At 41.3% G+C, this 19,130-nt stretch carries 27 protein-coding genes; 19 read left to right on the top strand and 8 right to left on the bottom strand.

The features are described from left to right. Positions 1-47: 47 nt before the first annotated feature. Entirely contained in the window at positions 48-1,172 is a 1,125-nt protein-coding gene (locus OIT45_RS02470) for a hypothetical protein (RefSeq protein ID WP_264339833.1), read from the bottom strand. Positions 1,173-1,392: 220 nt separating this feature from the next. On the opposite strand from OIT45_RS02470, the gene OIT45_RS02475 reads away from it, so the two are divergent. Beyond that, positions 1,393-2,385 (top strand): IS30 family transposase, encoded by a 993-nt coding sequence (locus OIT45_RS02475; protein WP_264329956.1) that lies wholly within the window; start codon positions 1,393-1,395, stop codon positions 2,383-2,385. Here OIT45_RS02475 and OIT45_RS02480 read toward each other — a convergent pair. Continuing rightward, on the bottom strand, positions 2,359-2,664 hold the full coding sequence (locus OIT45_RS02480) for a hypothetical protein (protein ID WP_264339835.1): 306 nt from the start codon (positions 2,662-2,664) through the stop codon (positions 2,359-2,361). The genes OIT45_RS02475 and OIT45_RS02480 overlap by 27 nt on opposite strands. A gap of 95 nt (positions 2,665-2,759) precedes the next feature. Next, complete coding sequence (locus OIT45_RS02485) at positions 2,760-3,260, bottom strand: KAP family NTPase (RefSeq protein ID WP_264339837.1); 501 nt, start codon at positions 3,258-3,260, stop codon at positions 2,760-2,762. 434 nt (positions 3,261-3,694) lie between these two features. Here OIT45_RS02485 and OIT45_RS02490 point away from each other — a divergent pair, with 434 nt between their 5' ends. From OIT45_RS02490 to OIT45_RS02575, 18 genes are all read left to right on the top strand, one after another. Further along, complete coding sequence (locus OIT45_RS02490) at positions 3,695-3,997, top strand: hypothetical protein (RefSeq protein WP_199404988.1); 303 nt, start codon at positions 3,695-3,697, stop codon at positions 3,995-3,997. A gap of 11 nt (positions 3,998-4,008) precedes the next feature. Then, the gene (locus tag OIT45_RS02495) at positions 4,009-4,443 is read left to right on the top strand and encodes a hypothetical protein (protein WP_199404989.1); all 435 of its coding nucleotides are present in this window, start codon (positions 4,009-4,011) and stop codon (positions 4,441-4,443) included. Further along, complete coding sequence (locus OIT45_RS02500; protein ID WP_199404990.1) at positions 4,440-4,904, top strand: hypothetical protein; 465 nt, start codon at positions 4,440-4,442, stop codon at positions 4,902-4,904. Before OIT45_RS02495 ends, OIT45_RS02500 begins: the two co-directional genes overlap by 4 nt. A 329-nt stretch (positions 4,905-5,233) precedes the next feature. Next, positions 5,234-5,485, top strand: coding sequence for a hypothetical protein (locus OIT45_RS02505; protein WP_264339839.1), 252 nt, complete (start codon positions 5,234-5,236; stop codon positions 5,483-5,485). A gap of 17 nt (positions 5,486-5,502) precedes the next feature. Continuing rightward, positions 5,503-5,790 carry a hypothetical protein gene (locus OIT45_RS02510; protein WP_199404992.1) on the top strand — a complete coding sequence of 96 codons (288 nt, stop codon included), beginning with the start codon at positions 5,503-5,505 and terminating at the stop codon, positions 5,788-5,790. Between the two features lie 193 nt (positions 5,791-5,983). Then, the gene (locus tag OIT45_RS02515) at positions 5,984-6,253 is read left to right on the top strand and encodes a hypothetical protein (protein WP_199404993.1); all 270 of its coding nucleotides are present in this window, start codon (positions 5,984-5,986) and stop codon (positions 6,251-6,253) included. A 270-nt stretch (positions 6,254-6,523) separates the two neighbouring features. Continuing rightward, positions 6,524-6,787, top strand: a complete 264-nt coding sequence (locus OIT45_RS02520; protein ID WP_199404994.1) for a hypothetical protein — start codon at positions 6,524-6,526, stop codon at positions 6,785-6,787. A 527-nt stretch (positions 6,788-7,314) separates the two neighbouring features. Beyond that, the gene (locus OIT45_RS02525) at positions 7,315-7,839 is read left to right on the top strand and encodes a hypothetical protein (RefSeq protein ID WP_199404995.1); all 525 of its coding nucleotides are present in this window, start codon (positions 7,315-7,317) and stop codon (positions 7,837-7,839) included. Between the two features lie 302 nt (positions 7,840-8,141). Further along, positions 8,142-8,483 (top strand): hypothetical protein, encoded by a 342-nt coding sequence (locus OIT45_RS02530; protein ID WP_264339841.1) that lies wholly within the window; start codon positions 8,142-8,144, stop codon positions 8,481-8,483. Further along, positions 8,467-8,727, top strand: coding sequence for a transposase (locus tag OIT45_RS02535; RefSeq protein ID WP_264329950.1), 261 nt, complete (start codon positions 8,467-8,469; stop codon positions 8,725-8,727). The genes OIT45_RS02530 and OIT45_RS02535 overlap by 17 nt, the downstream gene beginning before the upstream one ends. 2 nt (positions 8,728-8,729) lie before the next feature. Then, positions 8,730-9,557 (top strand): IS3 family transposase, encoded by an 828-nt coding sequence (locus OIT45_RS02540; protein ID WP_264329899.1) that lies wholly within the window; start codon positions 8,730-8,732, stop codon positions 9,555-9,557. 488 nt (positions 9,558-10,045) lie between these two features. Next, complete coding sequence (locus OIT45_RS02545; RefSeq protein WP_199405007.1) at positions 10,046-10,414, top strand: hypothetical protein; 369 nt, start codon at positions 10,046-10,048, stop codon at positions 10,412-10,414. 83 nt (positions 10,415-10,497) lie between these two features. Then, positions 10,498-12,990: an SEC10/PgrA surface exclusion domain-containing protein gene (locus OIT45_RS02550; RefSeq protein ID WP_199405006.1), complete on the top strand. Its 2,493-nt coding sequence runs from the start codon at positions 10,498-10,500 to the stop codon at positions 12,988-12,990. Between the two features lie 52 nt (positions 12,991-13,042). Further along, positions 13,043-13,375 carry a hypothetical protein gene (locus OIT45_RS02555; RefSeq protein WP_199405005.1) on the top strand — a complete coding sequence of 111 codons (333 nt, stop codon included), beginning with the start codon at positions 13,043-13,045 and terminating at the stop codon, positions 13,373-13,375. A 97-nt stretch (positions 13,376-13,472) separates the two neighbouring features. Next, the gene (locus tag OIT45_RS02560) at positions 13,473-13,664 is read left to right on the top strand and encodes a hypothetical protein (protein ID WP_199405004.1); all 192 of its coding nucleotides are present in this window, start codon (positions 13,473-13,475) and stop codon (positions 13,662-13,664) included. 1 nt (position 13,665) lies between these two features. After that, a complete protein-coding gene (locus OIT45_RS02565; RefSeq protein ID WP_199405003.1) occupies positions 13,666-13,995 on the top strand; it encodes a hypothetical protein in 330 nt (109 codons plus the stop codon). A gap of 191 nt (positions 13,996-14,186) precedes the next feature. Beyond that, on the top strand, positions 14,187-14,378 hold the full coding sequence (locus tag OIT45_RS02570; RefSeq protein ID WP_264330248.1) for a transposase: 192 nt from the start codon (positions 14,187-14,189) through the stop codon (positions 14,376-14,378). 2 nt (positions 14,379-14,380) lie between these two features. After that, complete coding sequence (locus OIT45_RS02575; RefSeq protein ID WP_264329899.1) at positions 14,381-15,208, top strand: IS3 family transposase; 828 nt, start codon at positions 14,381-14,383, stop codon at positions 15,206-15,208. 338 nt (positions 15,209-15,546) lie between these two features. On the opposite strand, the gene mobP2 is transcribed toward OIT45_RS02575, so the two are convergent. Genes mobP2 through OIT45_RS02600 form a run of 5 tightly spaced genes read right to left on the bottom strand, consistent with a single transcriptional unit; the run spans position 15,547 to position 19,125 of the window. Next, positions 15,547-17,037, bottom strand: coding sequence for a MobP2 family relaxase (mobP2, locus tag OIT45_RS02580; protein WP_199404877.1), 1,491 nt, complete (start codon positions 17,035-17,037; stop codon positions 15,547-15,549). Then, entirely contained in the window at positions 17,021-17,341 is a 321-nt protein-coding gene (locus tag OIT45_RS02585; RefSeq protein ID WP_199404878.1) for a hypothetical protein, read from the bottom strand. Before OIT45_RS02585 ends, mobP2 begins: the two co-directional genes overlap by 17 nt. Positions 17,342-17,346: 5 nt before the next feature. After that, a complete protein-coding gene (locus tag OIT45_RS02590) occupies positions 17,347-17,991 on the bottom strand; it encodes a hypothetical protein (protein ID WP_199404879.1) in 645 nt (214 codons plus the stop codon). Between the two features lie 16 nt (positions 17,992-18,007). Next, on the bottom strand, positions 18,008-18,310 hold the full coding sequence (locus tag OIT45_RS02595; RefSeq protein ID WP_199404880.1) for a hypothetical protein: 303 nt from the start codon (positions 18,308-18,310) through the stop codon (positions 18,008-18,010). Positions 18,311-18,363: 53 nt separating this feature from the next. Then, positions 18,364-19,125: a DNA/RNA non-specific endonuclease gene (locus OIT45_RS02600; protein ID WP_199404881.1), complete on the bottom strand. Its 762-nt coding sequence runs from the start codon at positions 19,123-19,125 to the stop codon at positions 18,364-18,366. Positions 19,126-19,130 lie beyond the last annotated feature (5 nt).

Consider the following 19,130-nt stretch of genomic DNA (forward strand, 5'->3'; position numbering starts at 1 on the left):
TGGGAATTAAATTTAAAATAATATATTCATTCGAGATAGTAACGTCGTCATATGTGCAAAATTGTTTCAAGACCATTCTTACCAGTAAGTCCGCGCTCAATGTTTTGACGCTTAATTTTTGTATTATCAATGGCTGCTAAGTATTCCGAAGCATTATGCATAGCCAGAGTTAGATTTTTAATTGCATCTTTCAATTTTGGAAGTTTGCCACTTTTGATTTCGTAAAGTGTAGTTTCATCAAAAGCAAACCTAATTCTCCAATAAAATTCTAAATCAAAATTTTGCGGGTTGTTATTGATTGATTTAGTAAGATAATCAACTTGTTCAACAGTCATGTCATAGTCTCGATATGGACCTGTAGAACTTAAAATTAATTGGAGCAACTTTTCTTCCGGGTCTTTTGGCTGGCTACGTATCCAAACGTCCAACGCCACTTCAAAAATTTTTTTCACTTTGGAAATTTCGCTTTCAGGAAGAATATCATCATATAGGGGCCAAGGTATTACCTGTTTAGGATCGTGATTTTCATTTTTAGCTTTATTCATGAGCTCTGTAAAAATTCTCGATAGGTGGTATTCGTATATGTATGGAGATAAAAACCATCCATTTGCTTCTGTACCGGTTGTTGTTATCAAAAATTCAATCCACTTGTTGAAATCATGAGTCGAATATATTGACAAAGTATTGCTAGATAACTCCTTTTCGAAAGAACATAGTATTTTACGTTCTTCGTCTATAAGAACAGAATCATTATTTTCCTTAAACCAGGTTTGACCAATTGAATAAAGAGTATCAACGCGATTTCGTTCAGCTTCTAAATCTTTGCTTGTCGTATCAACTAATTCTTTGAAGAACTTTTCATTTGTGTCGTCCCTTTGCCCTAGAATCAAATAATTAAGGATTGGCTTTTCCAACGATGGAAGCAGTGACCTTTGTCCAGGACGGAAAAAGGTTTCTGACTCGCCGTGAAGTATTGACAGTAATGGTCTAGCCATCTTTTCATAAGCATCCCAAAGCCTGTGTTCTGGGACATTTGCCTCAGACACGTTAGAAATGCTGTTTTTTGAAGTGCTGTTTTCCATTAACAGCTCGCCAATATTATTGCCGTTAATTTGTGCTTCTATATCAAGTATTGAAATAGTAAAAATTATAGGAAGATACTGAGTTTGCAATCGTTCTAGTACAGCAAACTCGTTATCTAAATCAACAGAGTATCGGGTGACCTCCCTAAAAAAACTAACATACTGGTGTATTGCCCTTTGTGAATGTCTTAAATTTTTAAGTTCTTGAATTTACAATTCAAGTGCAACACTAAGCTAAATAAAAACTGACTCATAATGAACCAGCGTAAAATGTAGTTTGTCTAGAACATACAGAACGCGAGGAAACATTATGAGTCATTATCATCAGCTTACCGCATTTGATCGCGGACGTATAGAAGTTTTACTCAGAGAAGGGTTGTCAATGCGTAGCATTGCAAAAGAAATTGGTAGAAGCGCTTCGACAATCTCTCGTGAGATTGCCCGCTGTGTTGGCTCAACTTATGAAGCTGAGGATGCCGATCAAAAGCACATGCTTGCTCGAACGAAGTCGCATAAACACCGAAAGTTAGATAACACTGAACTGCGAGAACTAGTTATATATGGAATTAATCAAAAACATTGGTCGCCTGAACAGATAGCTGGTCGACTAAAGATATCAAAAGGTCATACGATTATTAGCGCAAATACAATCTACCGAGCGATTTATAGAGATAACTTGGGCCAGCCGGTGAAAAGTCACAAAGCTCGGGGCATTGCTCGTGCGCTTCGGCATAGAGGAAAAACTCGACATACTAAAGGTCATGTCGAGCGTCGAGGTAAGATTAGAATTCCAAATACGATTGACGAGCGACCTGCAGAAGCAGGTTGTCGCTCTCGAATTGGAGATTGGGAACTGGACACTGTTATTGGCCGTAAAGGCGGTCAAGTATTGGTCACAATGGTTGATAGGAAGACCAGAATATTACTTTCAAAACGAGCGGCATCAAAGAAAACCGTCGATGTTATGAGAATCATAGGTTCAATGCTAGATTCCCTTCCAACTAGTCAGATACAGACTTTAACTCCAGACCGCGGAAATGAATTCAGTGCGCAAGATGAGATAACAAAGAAATTCGATGTCCAGTTTTACTTTCCTGATCCCCACGCTCCATGGCAACGTGGGACCAACGAAAATACAAATGGGCTAATCCGTGAGTACGTCCCTAAAGGGACTGCAATCGAAGATTATTCAGACGAATACATTGAACAAATGGTTGAGCAAATTAATAGCCGACCTCGAAAGCTTTTCGGCTGGAGATCGGCTAAAGAATATTATTTATCTCAAGTGTTCCGGTTGAATTGACAATTCACCTTTAAAAAATTGCCCTCCATCTAGTCCGTAAAAATCAGATTCATCTAGCTTGTCTCCTATCTTTTCCAAAGGTGCCACCATGGCTGCACTATACCTTGAAAAATAATCATCATGTTGACGGTTTAAAATATCGTTAGCAATGGATTTAAGTGTTGCTTTATAGGTTGGTCTGTACTGTATTAAACGCCCAATATACTTTTCTCGCACTTCTTGGAACCATGGGGCGACAGCATCATTTTGATTGGTTTCTAAATCCACGTCTTTTTGCACGCCCGTACTTTTGGAATCGTTCAGAATGTTTCGCTCAGAAGAAATCAGAATAACTTTTGCAGCTTGTAAGTGAACATAGTTTTCTAATAATTCTCCTAAAACTGCACGTGAGGTGGCAACATTAGTGATTCTTCAAAATCATCGACTACGAGTACCAATCGTTGTTGGGAAATTTTTGTCAGAAGTTTATTTGCAAAGCTATTAACCGCATTTTTCCCGACGTTTTTAGCTGCATCTATTTTTTTGTCTGATCCCGCCATGCTTAAGATTAAATTCAACCCGTCTGAAGACAAAATATTACTTGCCATAGTTAGCGTTTTAAACGCTAATTTTTTTGTGCTGTCATCATTTTTAATCAACTCAGCTATGAGCTTTTCCGTTAGTCGCTGTTTAAACTCTTCAATACTACCCACGCCATTAGCGGATACACTGACATAAATATGTCCGCCATCTATTTCGTGGGTATTTCTTTGTTTTGCGATGAATTTTTCGATGAAGTATGTTTTGCCTGAACCCCACGAACCATTGAATTGTAATATAAACTGATCTGACTCATCCTCAATGTAATCCTTCAAAATTCTTCCGTAATCAACCATTGCTGCTTTTCTCCCCTGTCGGTTTCTAAGTCAACACCATACATAACTTATAAGTAAAATGCCACATTTTAATTTTACCACCGCTTAAATTTCCTTCATCACTTCATATGATATTCGTTACCCATTATGTATGCGACCCCAGGCCCCACGAAAACGTGGGGATCTGATAACTGGCATGCGCCAGACTACCTGTTATATCTGTCTTCTCTCTTATGAGCCGATTATTTATAACATGCAGCAGAGACACTAAGCGATGCACGCTAAGTGTCTCTAGGTGAATTTGCAAGGCACCACTTCGTTCGGCTACACCGTCCTTGCAAATTCACCCGCTACATGAAATAAATTTCACGTCTCAACGAGATAAGCCAGCTACAACAGGCAGTAGCCGGTACAAAGCCAAGGGTGACAAAAATATTATGTGGAGGTGCGTCTGTATGAAGCACAACAAAATGTCGGATAAGTATTTCCTTGAACAAGCCAAGGCTTTTTTGGAGAGCCATGGAACAGTCAAGCTATCGTTTGGAAACGGTTATGCCCTATTGGTCGATAACACTAATAATCCAGTCATGTTTGAGGTCGGACTTTACGAAGAAGATTACGAGGGCAAGTTGGGTAACAAGGTGATGATTGCAACCCGTATCCCCCGCCCTCGTCACGGTAAGGCGTCGAAATTCCTAACATGGCTAACACTATCAGACTTGCAAACGCTACGTCGATTTTACGGTCAATTCTACTAGGAGGTCGAAACATGGCACGACAATACTACGACGATTTTTCAAAGCTAACTTTGGATAAGATGTCCCAATCAATCTCTGATATGACTTACCAATACAAGGAAACCCGCGTCCCAAAGAAGCACTACAAGGCAATGCTTTCAAAGGGTTACGAGGAAATTGTAGAAGCAAGCGTATCAATTAACCTAGTGAATACCATTCACAGCACCCTCGCCAGCCTACAAAAGGAAAGCCCTAAGTTGTTCTATCAAGCTTTGCTATTACTGGATATGGCCGTCAAGCCGTCTACAATTGCCCCTGATGAATATCAGGCAATGGAGCACGTTTGGAGTGTCCGAGAAACAAACAAATCTAAGCAAATGTTAGACCCTAAGTATTTGGAGTTATTTAAGACTACCAAAGAAAACGGCTTGCAATTCACACTTAACCCAAAGGAGGACGACGAATGAGTACACGTGCGAATGTTGGCGTATTGCAAAAAGGCGGGACGGTCAAGGTGATTTACAGCCATTGGGACGGATACCCTGATTACCTTTTGAAAACTCTAAAAAGTTATTACAACTCATTGGAGAAAGCCACGGCTTTAATCAATTTAGGTGACGCAAGTTACATTGGACGTTATATCGAACCGAGTGAGGGCGTAAAACTGTTTGGTTTTGATTTTATGCCAGACCTTCCAGAATACGCTGAACAGCTTGCCAAACTACCAGCGGAGCAAGTTCGACGTATCAAGGATGAGTATCAATCGTTCGACTATTCAAGATTTTACGGACGAGACAGAGGCGAAACTGGTGTAGACGCAGTGATTTATTCAAGCATTGATGAATGGTTGAATAACTTAGGAGCCATGATTGAATACGCCTACTTATTTAAAAACGGCAAATGGTTTAACGTTACGCCGAAAGATTGAAATTGAATAAATGTGTCGGCATCCACCCCAACGGGTGGCTCTGCCCTAAACCCCAGCCCCCGCAAGCGGGGATCAAATACTGCCGGCATTCGCCGCCTGGGCGCCCAATACGTCTGTCCCCTCTCTTATGAGCCATCAATTTATATCAGGTAACAGAGGCTCTAAGTGTTACACACTAAGTGCCTCTAGCAGTATTTGCAAGGCATCACTACGTTCGGCTGCGCCGGCTTTGCAAATACCGCCGTTACCTGAAATAAACATCCTGTCTCAACGAGATAGGCCAGCCGCATCAGGCTTGGCCCAGGACAAAAGAAATGCGAGGTTTTGCAATGATTAACAATGTGTATTTTGAAGGTGAAAACATGTTTGTGCAGTTCAACGGCGTATTAGTAGGTCATTTAGCACGTGGATTTGTAAGGATTGCTGATGAAACCGGTTTCATCGGAACGTATACGGCCAATAACGGAGCTAAATTAGATAGCTTCCCAGTAGGTGTAGAAGTTCTAGTAACCGTGGGTAACTATCCACACCTATTGGGCGGTCGAAACACATTTCACAGTGTAGACGTGACGATTAAGTAGATAAGGAGGACTTTAAAATGGCAGTAGTATTTGGACGACAAACAGAAACAACGGTTTATGAGGATTTAGCCATCGCCAACCGCTTCGGTGGAAAGAAAATTTTAGAAACAATTAGACGGTTAAAAGCGTTTGTTAATGACAGCCAAAATCCCATTTACCTGGCTGAATTGGTTGCAGCATTAAACCACAATTTGTGGCATTTCTACGAGATAGGCAACAAAGAATACATGGAGATTTATTCAGAAAACTACGAGTCATTGAATGACCTGTTTTTAAAAAATGGAATATCGCAACCGGCGAACTGAAAACACAGTTTGAACAAGCGTATTCAGAAATTCTTGATTAGAAACATAAGGACAAGGCTTCGGCCTTTTTTCTAATACCCCAGCCCCGCAAGCGGGATCGGATTTGTTTCGCATTCATTTCCGCCATTTTCTCCAGGTTAATTACACCGAATTATTATTATATTTGAAACATCATTTTTTGGGGGGAAAGCGCATGATTAAGACGGTCCAAACACCAAGCGGAAACTTTTCATTCCGTGTTACTAATACCGCGTCCACAGTTTCAATTGTCCTTTCAAGTGATTTATTTACTGAGACGACGTTCAAACTTACAGCTAGCGATTTTGCAATGTCGTTCGTTCAGTATAACTACGTTGCCAATTTAATAGCAGAACAATTTGAGTCTCGCATGCCCTTAGTGAATTTTCTAAACCAACTTTCCATCATCACACAAGGTTCATTACGAAACTGGATTATTCAATAGGAGGCTTTGCCTCATTCCCCCAGCCCCCACTGGGGTTCTAATTACATACCACCGCCCTTATGATCGTTGCTTGTCACATTGCCGAGCTAACAATACATCAAGGAGTGTGCCTAAACGCTAAAGCGTAAAAGCACACTAGTTCAAAACACAAGGGTATATAAACGGCTTTGCCGCCCTTGTGTTCTGAACTTCCTTGACGTAATGCTATCACGTCAACATGACAAATTAAGCAACGACCATAAAGGCCGGGAGAAAACGGAGAAACTAAAAATGAACAAGACCCTATTTGAAAAAGCCCAAGCATTTTTAAAGTCAGACGGGACCGAACCAATGATTGTGAATGAGACTATAGCCATCTGGGCCGATATGGAACCCGAAGATGGGTACATTTCAATTCGTTCCTGGCGTTTAGACCACAATAAGCGCCCTGTTTCAGCAGATAAGTTTTTAACTAGTTGGGACGGTACACAAGGTATTATCACGGATTTTTTTGAACCAGAAGATATTGTCTTGCTTGCCGAGAAGTATGTCTAATTTATCCGGTCAAATGTGAGCTGACATTTGACCACCCCACACCCCAGGCCCCGCAAGCGGGGGTCAAATCAACTCCTCCACCGCCCACTTTTTACCCATCGTTTCCTTTTGCCAATCCCACAATACGACAGGCAGAGTTACTAAGTGCTAAACGCACAAAGTAACTCTAGTTTCAAACGCAAGGCACCACTACGTTCGGCTTTGCCGACCTTGCGTTTGAAATCCGCCTATCGTTTTGCAGACTCGTCAAAATGAAACAACGATGGTCACAAAAGAGGACCGGGAAAAGTTAAAGGAGGTTTTAAGGATACTAACTGATTTACTTCCCGTCCCGCATTCACGGACGGATACATATGGAAAGTGGGCGCCAAAATAGACCGCAAATTAGCTAACTACTGAATGAGATGCCCGATAAATAGTGCACAAAGCCCTTGGCACCTAGAATGAATGGTTTATAAAGTGCATCCACCATTGCCTGTGGTGATTTTGTCCCAGTCAGTGATAGCCCTTAGAAAGGATTACGAAATATGCGAAAACTATTGTCAGATTTCTCTGATGAACTGCGTGATTCGTTCAATCGTGAGACAAGGTTGCATGGATCACCAAGAAAAATTTGGTATATCGCCCACCAGGATGAACTAGATTCCGTGGGCGTTTCTGAACTGGCCAAGGCCGAATACAAAATTTCCGAAATGCAGCAAGAAACATTTAGTCACCAATTGCAGCGGATTAATGATGACTTTGGGTCATTAACCACGTATATGAGTTACGTCAAAAAGGTTGAAAAGAACCTGTCTGAAGAACAAAAAGCCAGAAACCAAGAAAGCACGGAAAACTTGGAGAATAAATTGGTTGAGTTGGATCGAAAATACGGTTTTTCCTCTCCGTTCTCCACATATGAAAAATGGAGTCCGCTGGATGAAGCGATTGATAAACACTCGGCCGAAACAACTTCGACTGCACAAGAAAGTTTCGAGGGACAAACATGGTTAGACAATCCGTTCAGCGATTCAAACGACTATTCAGTCGTGTCGCCCCAGATGGTTTTTTAAGCATCCACACTGAAGTTTATGAAGATCGCGTGCTTAGACTTGAATTGTTGCAACAGGGAATAATTAAATCCGATGACACGTACACGCGACGCACACAAAGCAAAAATGATAGACGCATAGACAACTAGGAACGCTTGAGCTAAATGATCAAGGAGAAAAATAATGGACAAGGTAACTAAGAACCTACAAAAAATCGCACAAGACCCTAACTATCGCAAGATTTATCAGGAATCAACAGTCGAATCGTAACAAATAATGACTTTCAAAAGGTATTTGATGACTACTTTGTACTAAAGAAGTTATTGCAAGAAACGAATAGTTCATTAAGCGATGACGGTTTGTTTATTGAAACCAGTAGTGTAGCTAAGTACACAGGTTATGGCATTCAAACGATGGTTATCAGGCTCTATGAGCATGACTTGAATTTTGGAGATATTCCCACTTCTCTAGTCATTGTCATATCTACTAGCCTTGCACCAATTGGTCAAGGATTTGCGTTTGCTGCTTTCACAGACGATATTGAAATGATTGCTGGTGGTGTGGGATTTAAGCATTATGCTCTTATGATGAGATTCCGGACTAGTTTTTCTAGTTTGGTAAAATATCATCATAGGAGTATTTTTATTTATGGTTACACGTTATGAAGAGGACTTTAAAAAGTCCATCGTGGAGATGGTTAAAGCGGGCCGTCGGCCCGATGAATTATCCAAGGAATACGGTCCTTCAGCCGATTTAATTCGGAATTGGGTCAAAAAATATGCGCCTGTAGAAGTGAATGGCGAATCAATATCAGCTGATGAATTGAAGAAGTTGCGTAAGGAAAACGCAATTTTGAAAGAAGAGCTCGAAATTTTAAAACGTGCGGCGGTGTTGCTGGCAAAACATTAGTTTTGCGCGGTAGAAGTGTTGTTTTACCAATTATCCACAAAAATTTGGTACAGGGGCACCGCATCACACGCGTTCTGAGTGCTTTGAAAATTCCAATGTCCACTTACTCTGACTGGATCCATTGGGAGCCGAGCGCACAAGAAATACAACACAACAAATTGAGAATTGCCGTCGAATCAATTTACACAGCCAATAAAGGCATTTATGGTTATCGACGAATTGCTAAAACCATGCGCGACTTATTCAAACTAGCAATCAGCGACCGCTTTGTATGGCAATTGATGAGTGAAGCTGGCTTGAAATCGCGTATGCAAAAGCGATATAACAAGCCTACAACAGTCAATGACAAAGATCAGATGCCAAATCTCATTATCAATCTGGATGACCTAAGTGGCGTAATTACAACTGACATTACGTATATCCAGTTGACCGATAAGACATGGGTTTACATGGCTAGTGCATATGATCCGGAAGACCGTAAGGTGCTGTCGTATCGAATCGCAGATACGATGACAGCTCAACTAGCAACCTCAGTAATCGTTAAGGCGCTAAGACGAGGTGAAAAACCACTGTATGTGCATAGCGATATGGGAAGCCAGTATACCAGCGAATTGTTTGAAAATACACTGGAGTCCATAGGTATTAGGCACTCTTACTCCCGTAAAGGGCACCCTTACGATAATGCCCGCATCGAAAGTTTTCACTCGTTACTCAAGAGGGAGCTGATCTACCAACAGGATTTCGAGAGTATCGCTGATGTGCAAGCCGCTGTTGGATGGTACGTCAACTGGTATAACAACAATCGTATATCACTCCGTGATGCCGCCTAGACCAATTTCTAGATGACATAAACGCGATTATACAAATTTGCCTATACACCGGCGTTTACAAGCACTGACTTTGTGAAGTCCAAAAATCACTCTGACAAGTGCTTATTTGCTATACCCTCAGACTTGTGAAATTCAACAAAATCCAAACTAGACCACCGTAACTCCATAGCCTCCGGCAGGCACAGGGGCAAAACCCCTGGACCCCATTAAAAAATGACCCAAAATCTGTACGAAATCACATCAGAGCCTTATTTCAACGATGAAGGAATTGAAGTTGGCTTAGGACTGGATGAAAAGAACAATGAGGTCCCACTTGATTCATCAAAGTTGAAACAAAGATATATGAGCATCAATGTAATTTTGCTCTAAATCCTTACGGAGTGTAGACATCAAAAAGAGCATTGGTGAACAGTTAGTGAATAATGACATTTTTATGTCACGGTTTCTGACTGCTATGCAAAATATGGTTAATTATCGGAGGTAACAATATGTCAAAGACTGAAAATTACGAAGTTAGTAATCCCGGAAATGTTGCTGTTGAGCTATCACAATTCATGGTGGCACTAATTATTAAGAATTATGCTTTCTTCAACGAAGATGGTGAGTTGGTGGAAGACGCTGACGAGTATGAGCCTATCAAGGTAGAGGGCAAGATGATTGGCCCAAAAATTGAAATGACTCGACAACAATTTGACGGCTTAACCGGTAAGCTCTGGCCAGTTAACGACATTAACGACATCTTAACAGCGGGAGGATTTCCAGAAATCAGTATGGACGAAAGTTTTTGGTCGCCCCTTACAGATCGTGAAGTCATTACTGCTTGGTTATATCCCCAGTTGATTAACGTTGTTGATTAGATTTTTGCTTTTTGGAATGTGGCTGCCATAAAAAGATCGCCATTGGATACATTTATATAGGTTTTAAGAATGGAGTATGTATTATGCACAAGAAAATGTACAAGTCAGGTAAAATGTGGGTTGTTTCAACTGTAGTAGCGTTTACCGGAGTAACTGGGACAACAATGGTAGCAAACGCGGATACCGTTTCATCTGTGTCGCAAAAGGAAATTGTATCGGTAGTACCAACTTCTAGTGCATCAACAGACAATCAGCATTATTCAATTGCAATGCCTTCAAGCGCTAGCGTATCAAATCGGGCACTACAAACCGCGGATGATGCTCGTTCTTCTGAAGCAGATGGTCAACAAGTAGCGGATAAGCAAGCGTCAGTTTCAGTCGCTACCTCAAATGTTGCGGTAGCCCAATCAAATGCTGACGTAGCAAATAGTGCGTTAAGTTCAGCAAATGATGCTGTATCTCTTGCACAAAGTGATGTTACTACTGCTTCAAACACTGTAAGTAGCGACCAGACTGCCGTTGTAAATGCAAGCAACAGTGTTCAAGAAATTCAATCAGCAATCACTAATCAACCTAGTGCAATTGCTTCAGCATCTTCAGTTGTCGTTGAAAAGTCTGCGGCCGTTGATAGTGCAAACGCTGCTTTGAATTCAGCGAATGACGCCTTGGCTAAGGGTAATCACCAAGCAGTTACCGATTCTCAAGCTGTAAATGTTGCTTCAAGCAATGCATCATTGGCCAACTCATCTGAGGCAGTTGCAAAGTCGGCAGCCGATAAAACACAAGCTGCCCTAGATCAAGCAAATGCGTTGCAAAATGACGCTGCTTCAGTAATTGCTTCAGACAAACAAGCAATCAATACCGCGCAAGATAAACTCAACCAGGAAGAAAATAAGTTGAATAACACACCTACTAGCATTGCTGCCCTTCCTGTTGCAACACCTGCGGCGACTGGGTCACCACTTACAGCCGCTAACACGATTCAAGAAGTCAACCAATTGCCGGATAAGTTAGTAAGGCCGGATAATGCAGATGCCCACGAATATGATCCGTTCTATTCAAATTGGTATTCATATGATGGTAGCAATGGATTGGATGCCTCTGATATCATTTCAGTTTCAGGAATGACCGATGCACAACAACTAGAGCTGGCCAATTATGAATTGACACTAATTAATTGGTTCCGTGCTCAGAATGGACTATCACCCCTGCACATCACCAACGCATCACAAGCAGCGGCCCTCGTCGAAATGAATAAGCGTTTAGCAACCGCTAATACCAAGAACAACCACTACACGTCAGATTCTTACTTCTCAGACAATAATCGCGGTCATGTGTCTATTGCGCAAAATCTAGGCATGGGACAGTCTACCCCACGTACGATGCTTGAAGCTAAGGTTCAAGTTTTGAATGCCCTAACTGCCATGGCTTATCAAGATGGTGCCCAAGATTGGGGACACCGTGATAATCTGCTAATTGACTCGAACAAAGAGTATGGTAGCACCGCCTACACAAATGCCTTTGGAGCTTACTGGACGCCTGAAGTAGACTTCCTAATGGACTTTTATGTTATGACACCTTATGCCGTTCAACGTAGTGACATGACGGTAACTGACGCTCCTTACGTCAACCAAAACACTGGCTGGATTGCTAACCCAGCTTATGCAAAGCAACAATCAGTAGTAAATCAAGCTAAAACAAACTTAGCTAACGCGCAAAATCAATTAAAAGCGGATACTGAAAACAGCAAGAATGCTACTGCTTTGGTGGAAGTGGCGGCTAAGGCTAATAGCGATGCACAAAGCGCTTTGGACGCGGCTACCAAGGCAGCTAATCAAGCTAATTCAGAACTTGAAACGGCAAAGGCCAAGCTACAAAACACACTTAAGACCATCGAAACCGACAAGAATAAAGTTACTGAAGCAACCCACGCACTAGTAATTGCTAAAGATAATTTAGCTAATGCACAGAAAAAACTTACATTGGTATCTGATACCCAAGCATTACAAACAGAATTGGCTATTCGTCAACAAGCTTTGAAGGCGGCGAATGATCAATTGCAAGAGGATGAAACAGCACTTGCAAACGCTAAACACAATCTTGAAGATGCTCTAGCTACTCAAAGCGTACAAAAGATTGTGCTACAAAAAACACAAAACGAGCTGGAAAGTGCTAAGAGTGCACTACTGAAGGCGCAGCAAGACTTGGACAAAGCCAATGAAGCAGTTGCTTCTGCTGGAAAGGCTGCCCAAGATGCAATTAATGCTTCGAACAAGACAGTCAACACATCAGCCAACAATAATCAACTGGATCAGCAGGTTACAGGAGATTCAAATGTGCTGAAGACGAATGTCGACGACACAGATTTGCTCCCAGTCAGTGTACAACGCGAAGACGATTCAACGGGAACCCTATCTCCTACAAAGTCATCGACTTCCGTTGCACCTAAGCCACTACCACTCGATGTAAAGTTGCCTGAAACGGGGGCATCTCAAAAGTCTACTAACGGTGTTGCAGTCGCCCTGCTCCTAATGAGTGGCTTGTCATTGATTGGTATGAAGAAGCGCGAAAAATAAGTTTTAACCCCGGCTGCGTCCGGGATACATATATCCTAATGGAGGACAAATCATGGCATTTCTAATAATCATGGCAGTCATTATCTTTTTTTCATGGCGATTCATAGCTGCTGCTGTCGGTGGTGCGATTGCATTTTCGATATTCGTTATTCGCCACATTCATTTCATTTTGCCCCTACTGCTGTTCTCTTGGGTATGGTATCGCTTTGGTTTATTGGTGGCAGTGCTGATTACGCTGCTTATAATCATCGCTGGCTATTTTGCCATTATTAATATTATTGAGGCACATACTAATAATGACGCCCCTTATTCTTTGATTATTCAAACCAAAGAACAAAACAAGCTGATTCCAGCACTTAAGGCTACCAAGCCTCAAGATAACTAATCGGCCTATGAAACGAGTGATATAATTTGAAGTATGATTCTATACTTAATTTTGGAGAGAAATGATCATATTTTTACGTAAAGGAGCTTGATACACGATGAATCAGACAGAATGGCAAAAATTAATTACCACACCATTAACAGTGACTAAACCATATTGGTTTGTGCAAACACAGAATGGTACTCGTGTGTACGAAACGGCGAACCGTGATCGGGCGTTGAAGTATGCCAAAAGTAACTCCGTTGGTCACATTATCTTATCCGTGCATGAATCCAAGGGGGTTAATTAATATGAGTGATTCAAAATTTTTCGAACCTATCAATTACAACTTTGCATCGTCAATCAATATGGACGTCAGAATCGAACAACCGGCAAAGAAAAAGTCAGTCGTACCCGATGCACGAACACAACATTTAACCCAACAGGCCCAAAATGAAATAAGTCGCATGAAAATTAAAGCGGCATATGAAGCTCGGTATGCAGCATATAAGATTGAGCGAGACAACGGTAAAAATGATGATGAAATTTCAGAAATCATTGGCCTGAGTGCTCGAACTTTAAAGGGAAATCATTATCACTACCGGTACAATAAGGAAAAAAGAATCGAATCCAAGGCATAGTAAAAGCCCCAGAAACTTCGTTGAGTTTCTGGGGCTTGCTAATTTTATGGGTAGCAGCGGATGACTGTCTAGATCTTACGCTGCTTAGTTCTCTTGATGGGAGAACCAAGGATTAGTTTACACGATTTAAACGCATTGCTCTTATGATAAAAAGTCCATCGTGGAGATGGTTAAAGCGGGCCGTCGGCCCGATGAATTATCCAAGGAATACGGTCCTTCAGCCGATTTCAATTCGGAATTGGGTCAAAAAATATGCGCCTGTAGAAGTGAATGGCGAATCAATATCAGCTGATGAATTGAAGAAGTTGCGTAAGGAAAACGCAATTTTGAAAGAAGAGCTCGAAATTTTAAAACGTGCGGCGGTGTTGCTGGCAAAACATTAGTTTTGCGCGGTAGAAGTGTTGTTTTACCAATTATCCACAAAAATTTGGTACAGGGGCACCGCATCACACGCGTTCTGAGTGCTTTGAAAATTCCAATGTCCACTTACTCTGACTGGATCCATTGGGAGCCGAGCGCACAAGAAATACAACACAACAAATTGAGAATTGCCGTCGAATCAATTTACACAGCCAATAAAGGCATTTATGGTTATCGACGAATTGCTAAAACCATGCGCGACTTATTCAAACTAGCAATCAGCGACCGCTTTGTATGGCAATTGATGAGTGAAGCTGGCTTGAAATCGCGTATGCAAAAGCGATATAACAAGCCTACAACAGTCAATGACAAAGATCAGATGCCAAATCTCATTATCAATCTGGATGACCTAAGTGGCGTAATTACAACTGACATTACGTATATCCAGTTGACCGATAAGACATGGGTTTACATGGCTAGTGCATATGATCCGGAAGACCGTAAGGTGCTGTCGTATCGAATCGCAGATACGATGACAGCTCAACTAGCAACCTCAGTAATCGTTAAGGCGCTAAGACGAGGTGAAAAACCACTGTATGTGCATAGCGATATGGGAAGCCAGTATACCAGCGAATTGTTTGAAAATACACTGGAGTCCATAGGTATTAGGCACTCTTACTCCCGTAAAGGGCACCCTTACGATAATGCCCGCATCGAAAGTTTTCACTCGTTACTCAAGAGGGAGCTGATCTACCAACAGGATTTCGAGAGTATCGCTGATGTGCAAGCCGCTGTTGGATGGTACGTCAACTGGTATAACAACAATCGTATATCACTCCGTGATGCCGCCTAGACCAATTTCTAGATGACATAAACGCGATTATACAAATTTGCCTATACACCGGCGTTTACAAGCACTGACTTTGTGAAGTCCAAAAATCACTCTGACAAGTGCTTATTTGCTATACCCTCAGACTTGTGAAATTCAACAAAATCCAAACTAGACCACCGTAACTCCATAGCCTCCGGCAGGCACAGGGGCAAAACCCCTGGACCCCATTAAAAAATGACCCAAAATCTGTACGAAATCAGGTCATTTTGAAAAATTTTCGTGGTACGAGCCCTAGCGGGCTCTAAAAAGAGGTCCGGAGTCTTGACATCAGAGCCCATTTAGCCAGAATAATACACATGTTATCGTCTAAAACCTTTGTCAGAACGTAATTGTTCTTTAGTCGCATGCTCGGCAGCTTCAGTCATGGTCATATTTTCTAGTTGTGTTTGTTGTCGGATAAATCTATGCATTGTCTCTAAATCGCGCCTAGCACCCCTTTTAAGCCCATTTGCGATACGGTTAAGTGAATTAGCCGCTACGACCGTGACAACGGTTTTCTGGGGTCCCTGTCCACTTGATAACGCATCAAATTTGATGCGTTCGAAAGAACCATCCGCTTCTCGAACATAGTTGGCCCGGCGATTTTTGTCCAGGTCAGTATTATTCGATGAATCAGAATTAGCCGATTTGAAGTTTTCATTGAATTGTCGGTAAATTCGATTGGCCATCTCTTTACGTAAACGTCTATCGTTGCGTTCACTGATAGCGATAATGCTTTGTGAGTGAATTTGTCCATTATCGCGTGTTGCCATCTGATTCAGACGGTTGTTTTCCCTTTGGAAGGCAGCATAATCATCTTTTAAATCATCCGTAAGTAACTTGTTAATCAACTTTTCCATTTGTATATTAGCATCGGCCATTCGACTTTTTTGTGGGTCCGTAACTAATTGATCTGTATTTCCCACTTTCCACCTGCCGCGTAAGTCTTGTGGCAGTAAAACATATATCTTTCGTAAATCCTCGTAATATTTATTGGTCGAATCCAAAACTTCCAATGAATTCTCACGAATGTTGGTTCGTAAATTATCAACACGTTCATAAACCTGATTACGTTTTTCTTTTACCCCTTTACTCATCAGATGCCGCCTGAAGTCGGCAAGTCCTCTATTCTTTTCAGATAGTTTGACAACACCTTTCGGTTCACCAGTCTTGGAATGAAGCATTTCTGGTCGAGTTTCTTTGGACTTTTTCACATACCATAAATGCATGTTCAAGTGATCTGTATCTTGGTGAATGACGCCAAACCAAACAACGTCGTCTGGGCTCTCCCCTAATGGTAAATCCTGTCCATTCTCGAAAAGTCTATTTACAATGTTTTGTTCAGCTTGTTTCAAGGCGTTTTGATCGAGTTCTTTTGTGTCTGGATTGTACAAATCATTTTCAATCAGCCAATCTGCGCGGATTGAGAATGCATGTTCATGAAGTGTGTTCCCGTTATCCTGAGCGGTTTGCAAGTCCTTTTTAAGCTCCGAAATATCATGATCGTTTAAATTGAGTTTTTCAGAATTGAAAAGCGGGTATGTTTCAGTTACGGCATCTGCACGCGTTGCATAACCTTCTTGTGATAGCTGGTTCGAAATATCTATTGTCAATTCTTCGCCGTTGGTTTTATCAACAGGAACGTTATTCTCATTCAGAATAGCCTCGTCCCTTAAACTGTAATCGACCAAATCCGCAAATTTTTGGCCACGTGCGTTTGCCGTTTTAGCCGTTACAAATTGCATTGGCATGATAACCATACCGTTGCCGTGCTCGTTAACAGCAAAGTTGGCTTTACCACCTGTCTTCATACGAAAAAGCCTCCTGTATCTCCGAAAATGAATTGAAATCGTGAGCAACTTTTTTGATCCAGCGACGTACATTTGCTTCAGGCTCATTCAAAATTCTACCAATTGCAGCATACGAAAGATCAAAGTTTTTACTTAGTATATGGCAAAGTTGAGCCATCCAATAATACCTTGGATGGTCCACAACAGGATCGTACACAGGTTCAAAATTTGTTTCGGGCGCGACTGTTTCAGCCTTATAAGTTGGTTCATTAAATTCTAAATTCCTGAGCTGCGTCATAATGCTTTTTAAATCGAAATCTGCCATGTTAATCACCTTAATTGGTCTTTCCGTTTACGAGACAAAAGCACCTTATCATTCCCCCGACGTTTCTTAAAAGTGTTATAGATTTCATTCGACAATGACTCTCTATCCAAATCCGTTGGTAGATGACGCAAGTCACCTTTGGGCATAGTTGATGATTCAACGCCTAACGCTACTAAAAATCCCAACTCATTTTCGATATCACGAAGTCGACGTTCCATCTTTGATTGTTCCGCCATGATAGTGCCCGTTCCCTTTAACTTTTCTGACAGCTGCTCAATTGACAAGCCCGTGTTATTGATATCCAAAATGACATTTACAGCAAAAAATTGCATGGCCAATCTGATGGCGCCGACAGTCCCTGAATATTCTTTTTTGTCCTGGTCAGGAATGACGGGGTTAGTTTCTATCCAATTTGTTAGCAATGTGAATAGCCAAATATCATCTGATCTTTTAAACGATATGTTTTTCCGTTGATTGCTTGCATCAATGTCTTCGCCTAAAAAAGTAGTGATTGCTAAAAGATATTTTGCGAAATCTTTTAACGGCTCAGGAATTTCATTGGATGGAATTTCTTTCCATGGTTCGGTGATTTCAGTCAGACGTGATTGAAATTTTAACCTTGCTTGATTGTGCTCTTTTTTAATATCCATTTGACTGTCCTCCATCTTAAAAAAGCAAAATTTCTTTTGTTGCATACGTGTTAGTTTCAACTTGTAACGGGTGAGTTAACGGGTGAGTATTACTTCGGTCTCTACGCATAAGGAACATTGAATACTCCGGTACATTTAATAATCCTTGTTCGGTTTCAACAATGTACTCCGGAACATATTCTGAATGTACCGATGACAAAACCCGTTTAATTTTTCCATCCATTGCACCGTGGTCTTCAAAATATTTTAGGTACGTGGTTGGAATCAAATGAACCATATCTCCCACTTTAAATTTTGTTTTTAACTTTAATTCGCACATATCTAGTCCCCCCATCATGAAATGATATGTATCCCGGCACGAGCCGGGGTTGATTATTGTTTAGCTGCCAAACCGGTAAGATAGTTAATTTGCCATCCAGGTTCAGCATTAAAAACATAAACGTTAAATTTAATTGAATCGTCTGTAACCGATTGAGCCTCCATCTCAACACCCCTTGGTACTTGTTCCACATTTCTGTAAATAGGCGTAACACGATAACGGACATATCGGTGTGAATCTTTTTTCAAATATTCAGCAACTACGTTTTCAAAATTTTCCATTGACTGTTGATCATCAGTCGTGTGAAGTGCATTGAACGATTTTGTCCCAGTCACGAGATTTTTTGGCTCATTATTCAGGCCCGTGAGCTGATATCCAATTAAATGTGACCTGTTGTAAAGGTACTCACCATCAGAATTTTTATAGACATGATATCCCGAGGGATTGAAAGTTAGTGGCTCCCGTTGAACGGAAGGCATAAGACTTTTGTTCAACATTGCGTTCGCCACTTGGGCGCGACCTTCCCAATCTCTTGGATGAAGTTTTTGCCATGCGCCTTCGGACAGCGATAAATCTTTGACCGTAAAATCGGGTTGATTGTCATTCACTGATATCACCTGAGTTCCAGAAAAATTTAAAGACGAAAGGTTTTGCTTTGTTATTTCCGTTGAGTGAACATCATTATTTGGGGCTTTAATTGTCGGCGCTGTGTTTGTAAAAACGCCACCAAAAATAGTTGCCCTATTGTTGAATAACCAGAGGCCACCAGCGAAAAATAAAATAAGTATGACAAGGGGCCATCGACGTCTTCGCATGTTTA

It is taken from the genome of Weissella sp. LMG 11983, assembly GCF_025908495.1.
GTDB lineage: Bacteria > Bacillota > Bacilli > Lactobacillales > Lactobacillaceae > Weissella > Weissella fermenti.

What these genes read in the sequence shown, in the direction of transcription:
- OIT45_RS02510 (WP_199404992.1), top strand. Translation starts at nt 5,503, where the DNA reads ATGGCAGTAGTATTTGGACGACAAACAGAAACAACGGTTTATGAGGAT.
- OIT45_RS02500 (WP_199404990.1), top strand. Translation starts at nt 4,440, where the DNA reads ATGAGTACACGTGCGAATGTTGGCGTATTGCAAAAAGGCGGGACGGTC.
- OIT45_RS02585 (WP_199404878.1), bottom strand. Translation starts at nt 17,341, where the DNA reads ATGGCAGATTTCGATTTAAAAAGCATTATGACGCAGCTCAGGAATTTA.
- OIT45_RS02595 (WP_199404880.1), bottom strand. Translation starts at nt 18,310, where the DNA reads ATGTGCGAATTAAAGTTAAAAACAAAATTTAAAGTGGGAGATATGGTT.
- OIT45_RS02570 (WP_264330248.1), top strand. Translation starts at nt 14,187, where the DNA reads ATGAATTATCCAAGGAATACGGTCCTTCAGCCGATTTCAATTCGGAAT.
- mobP2 (WP_199404877.1), bottom strand. Translation starts at nt 17,037, where the DNA reads ATGAAGACAGGTGGTAAAGCCAACTTTGCTGTTAACGAGCACGGCAAC.
- OIT45_RS02550 (WP_199405006.1), top strand. Translation starts at nt 10,498, where the DNA reads ATGCACAAGAAAATGTACAAGTCAGGTAAAATGTGGGTTGTTTCAACT.
- OIT45_RS02515 (WP_199404993.1), top strand. Translation starts at nt 5,984, where the DNA reads ATGATTAAGACGGTCCAAACACCAAGCGGAAACTTTTCATTCCGTGTT.
- OIT45_RS02475 (WP_264329956.1), top strand. Translation starts at nt 1,393, where the DNA reads ATGAGTCATTATCATCAGCTTACCGCATTTGATCGCGGACGTATAGAA.
- OIT45_RS02495 (WP_199404989.1), top strand. Translation starts at nt 4,009, where the DNA reads ATGGCACGACAATACTACGACGATTTTTCAAAGCTAACTTTGGATAAG.
- OIT45_RS02590 (WP_199404879.1), bottom strand. Translation starts at nt 17,991, where the DNA reads ATGGATATTAAAAAAGAGCACAATCAAGCAAGGTTAAAATTTCAATCA.
- OIT45_RS02505 (WP_264339839.1), top strand. Translation starts at nt 5,234, where the DNA reads ATGATTAACAATGTGTATTTTGAAGGTGAAAACATGTTTGTGCAGTTC.
- OIT45_RS02600 (WP_199404881.1), bottom strand. Translation starts at nt 19,125, where the DNA reads ATGCGAAGACGTCGATGGCCCCTTGTCATACTTATTTTATTTTTCGCT.
- OIT45_RS02485 (WP_264339837.1), bottom strand. Translation starts at nt 3,260, where the DNA reads ATGGTTGATTACGGAAGAATTTTGAAGGATTACATTGAGGATGAGTCA.
- OIT45_RS02525 (WP_199404995.1), top strand. Translation starts at nt 7,315, where the DNA reads ATGCGAAAACTATTGTCAGATTTCTCTGATGAACTGCGTGATTCGTTC.
- OIT45_RS02545 (WP_199405007.1), top strand. Translation starts at nt 10,046, where the DNA reads ATGTCAAAGACTGAAAATTACGAAGTTAGTAATCCCGGAAATGTTGCT.
- OIT45_RS02535 (WP_264329950.1), top strand. Translation starts at nt 8,467, where the DNA reads ATGGTTACACGTTATGAAGAGGACTTTAAAAAGTCCATCGTGGAGATG.
- OIT45_RS02565 (WP_199405003.1), top strand. Translation starts at nt 13,666, where the DNA reads ATGAGTGATTCAAAATTTTTCGAACCTATCAATTACAACTTTGCATCG.
- OIT45_RS02560 (WP_199405004.1), top strand. Translation starts at nt 13,473, where the DNA reads ATGAATCAGACAGAATGGCAAAAATTAATTACCACACCATTAACAGTG.
- OIT45_RS02490 (WP_199404988.1), top strand. Translation starts at nt 3,695, where the DNA reads ATGAAGCACAACAAAATGTCGGATAAGTATTTCCTTGAACAAGCCAAG.
- OIT45_RS02520 (WP_199404994.1), top strand. Translation starts at nt 6,524, where the DNA reads ATGAACAAGACCCTATTTGAAAAAGCCCAAGCATTTTTAAAGTCAGAC.
- OIT45_RS02555 (WP_199405005.1), top strand. Translation starts at nt 13,043, where the DNA reads ATGGCATTTCTAATAATCATGGCAGTCATTATCTTTTTTTCATGGCGA.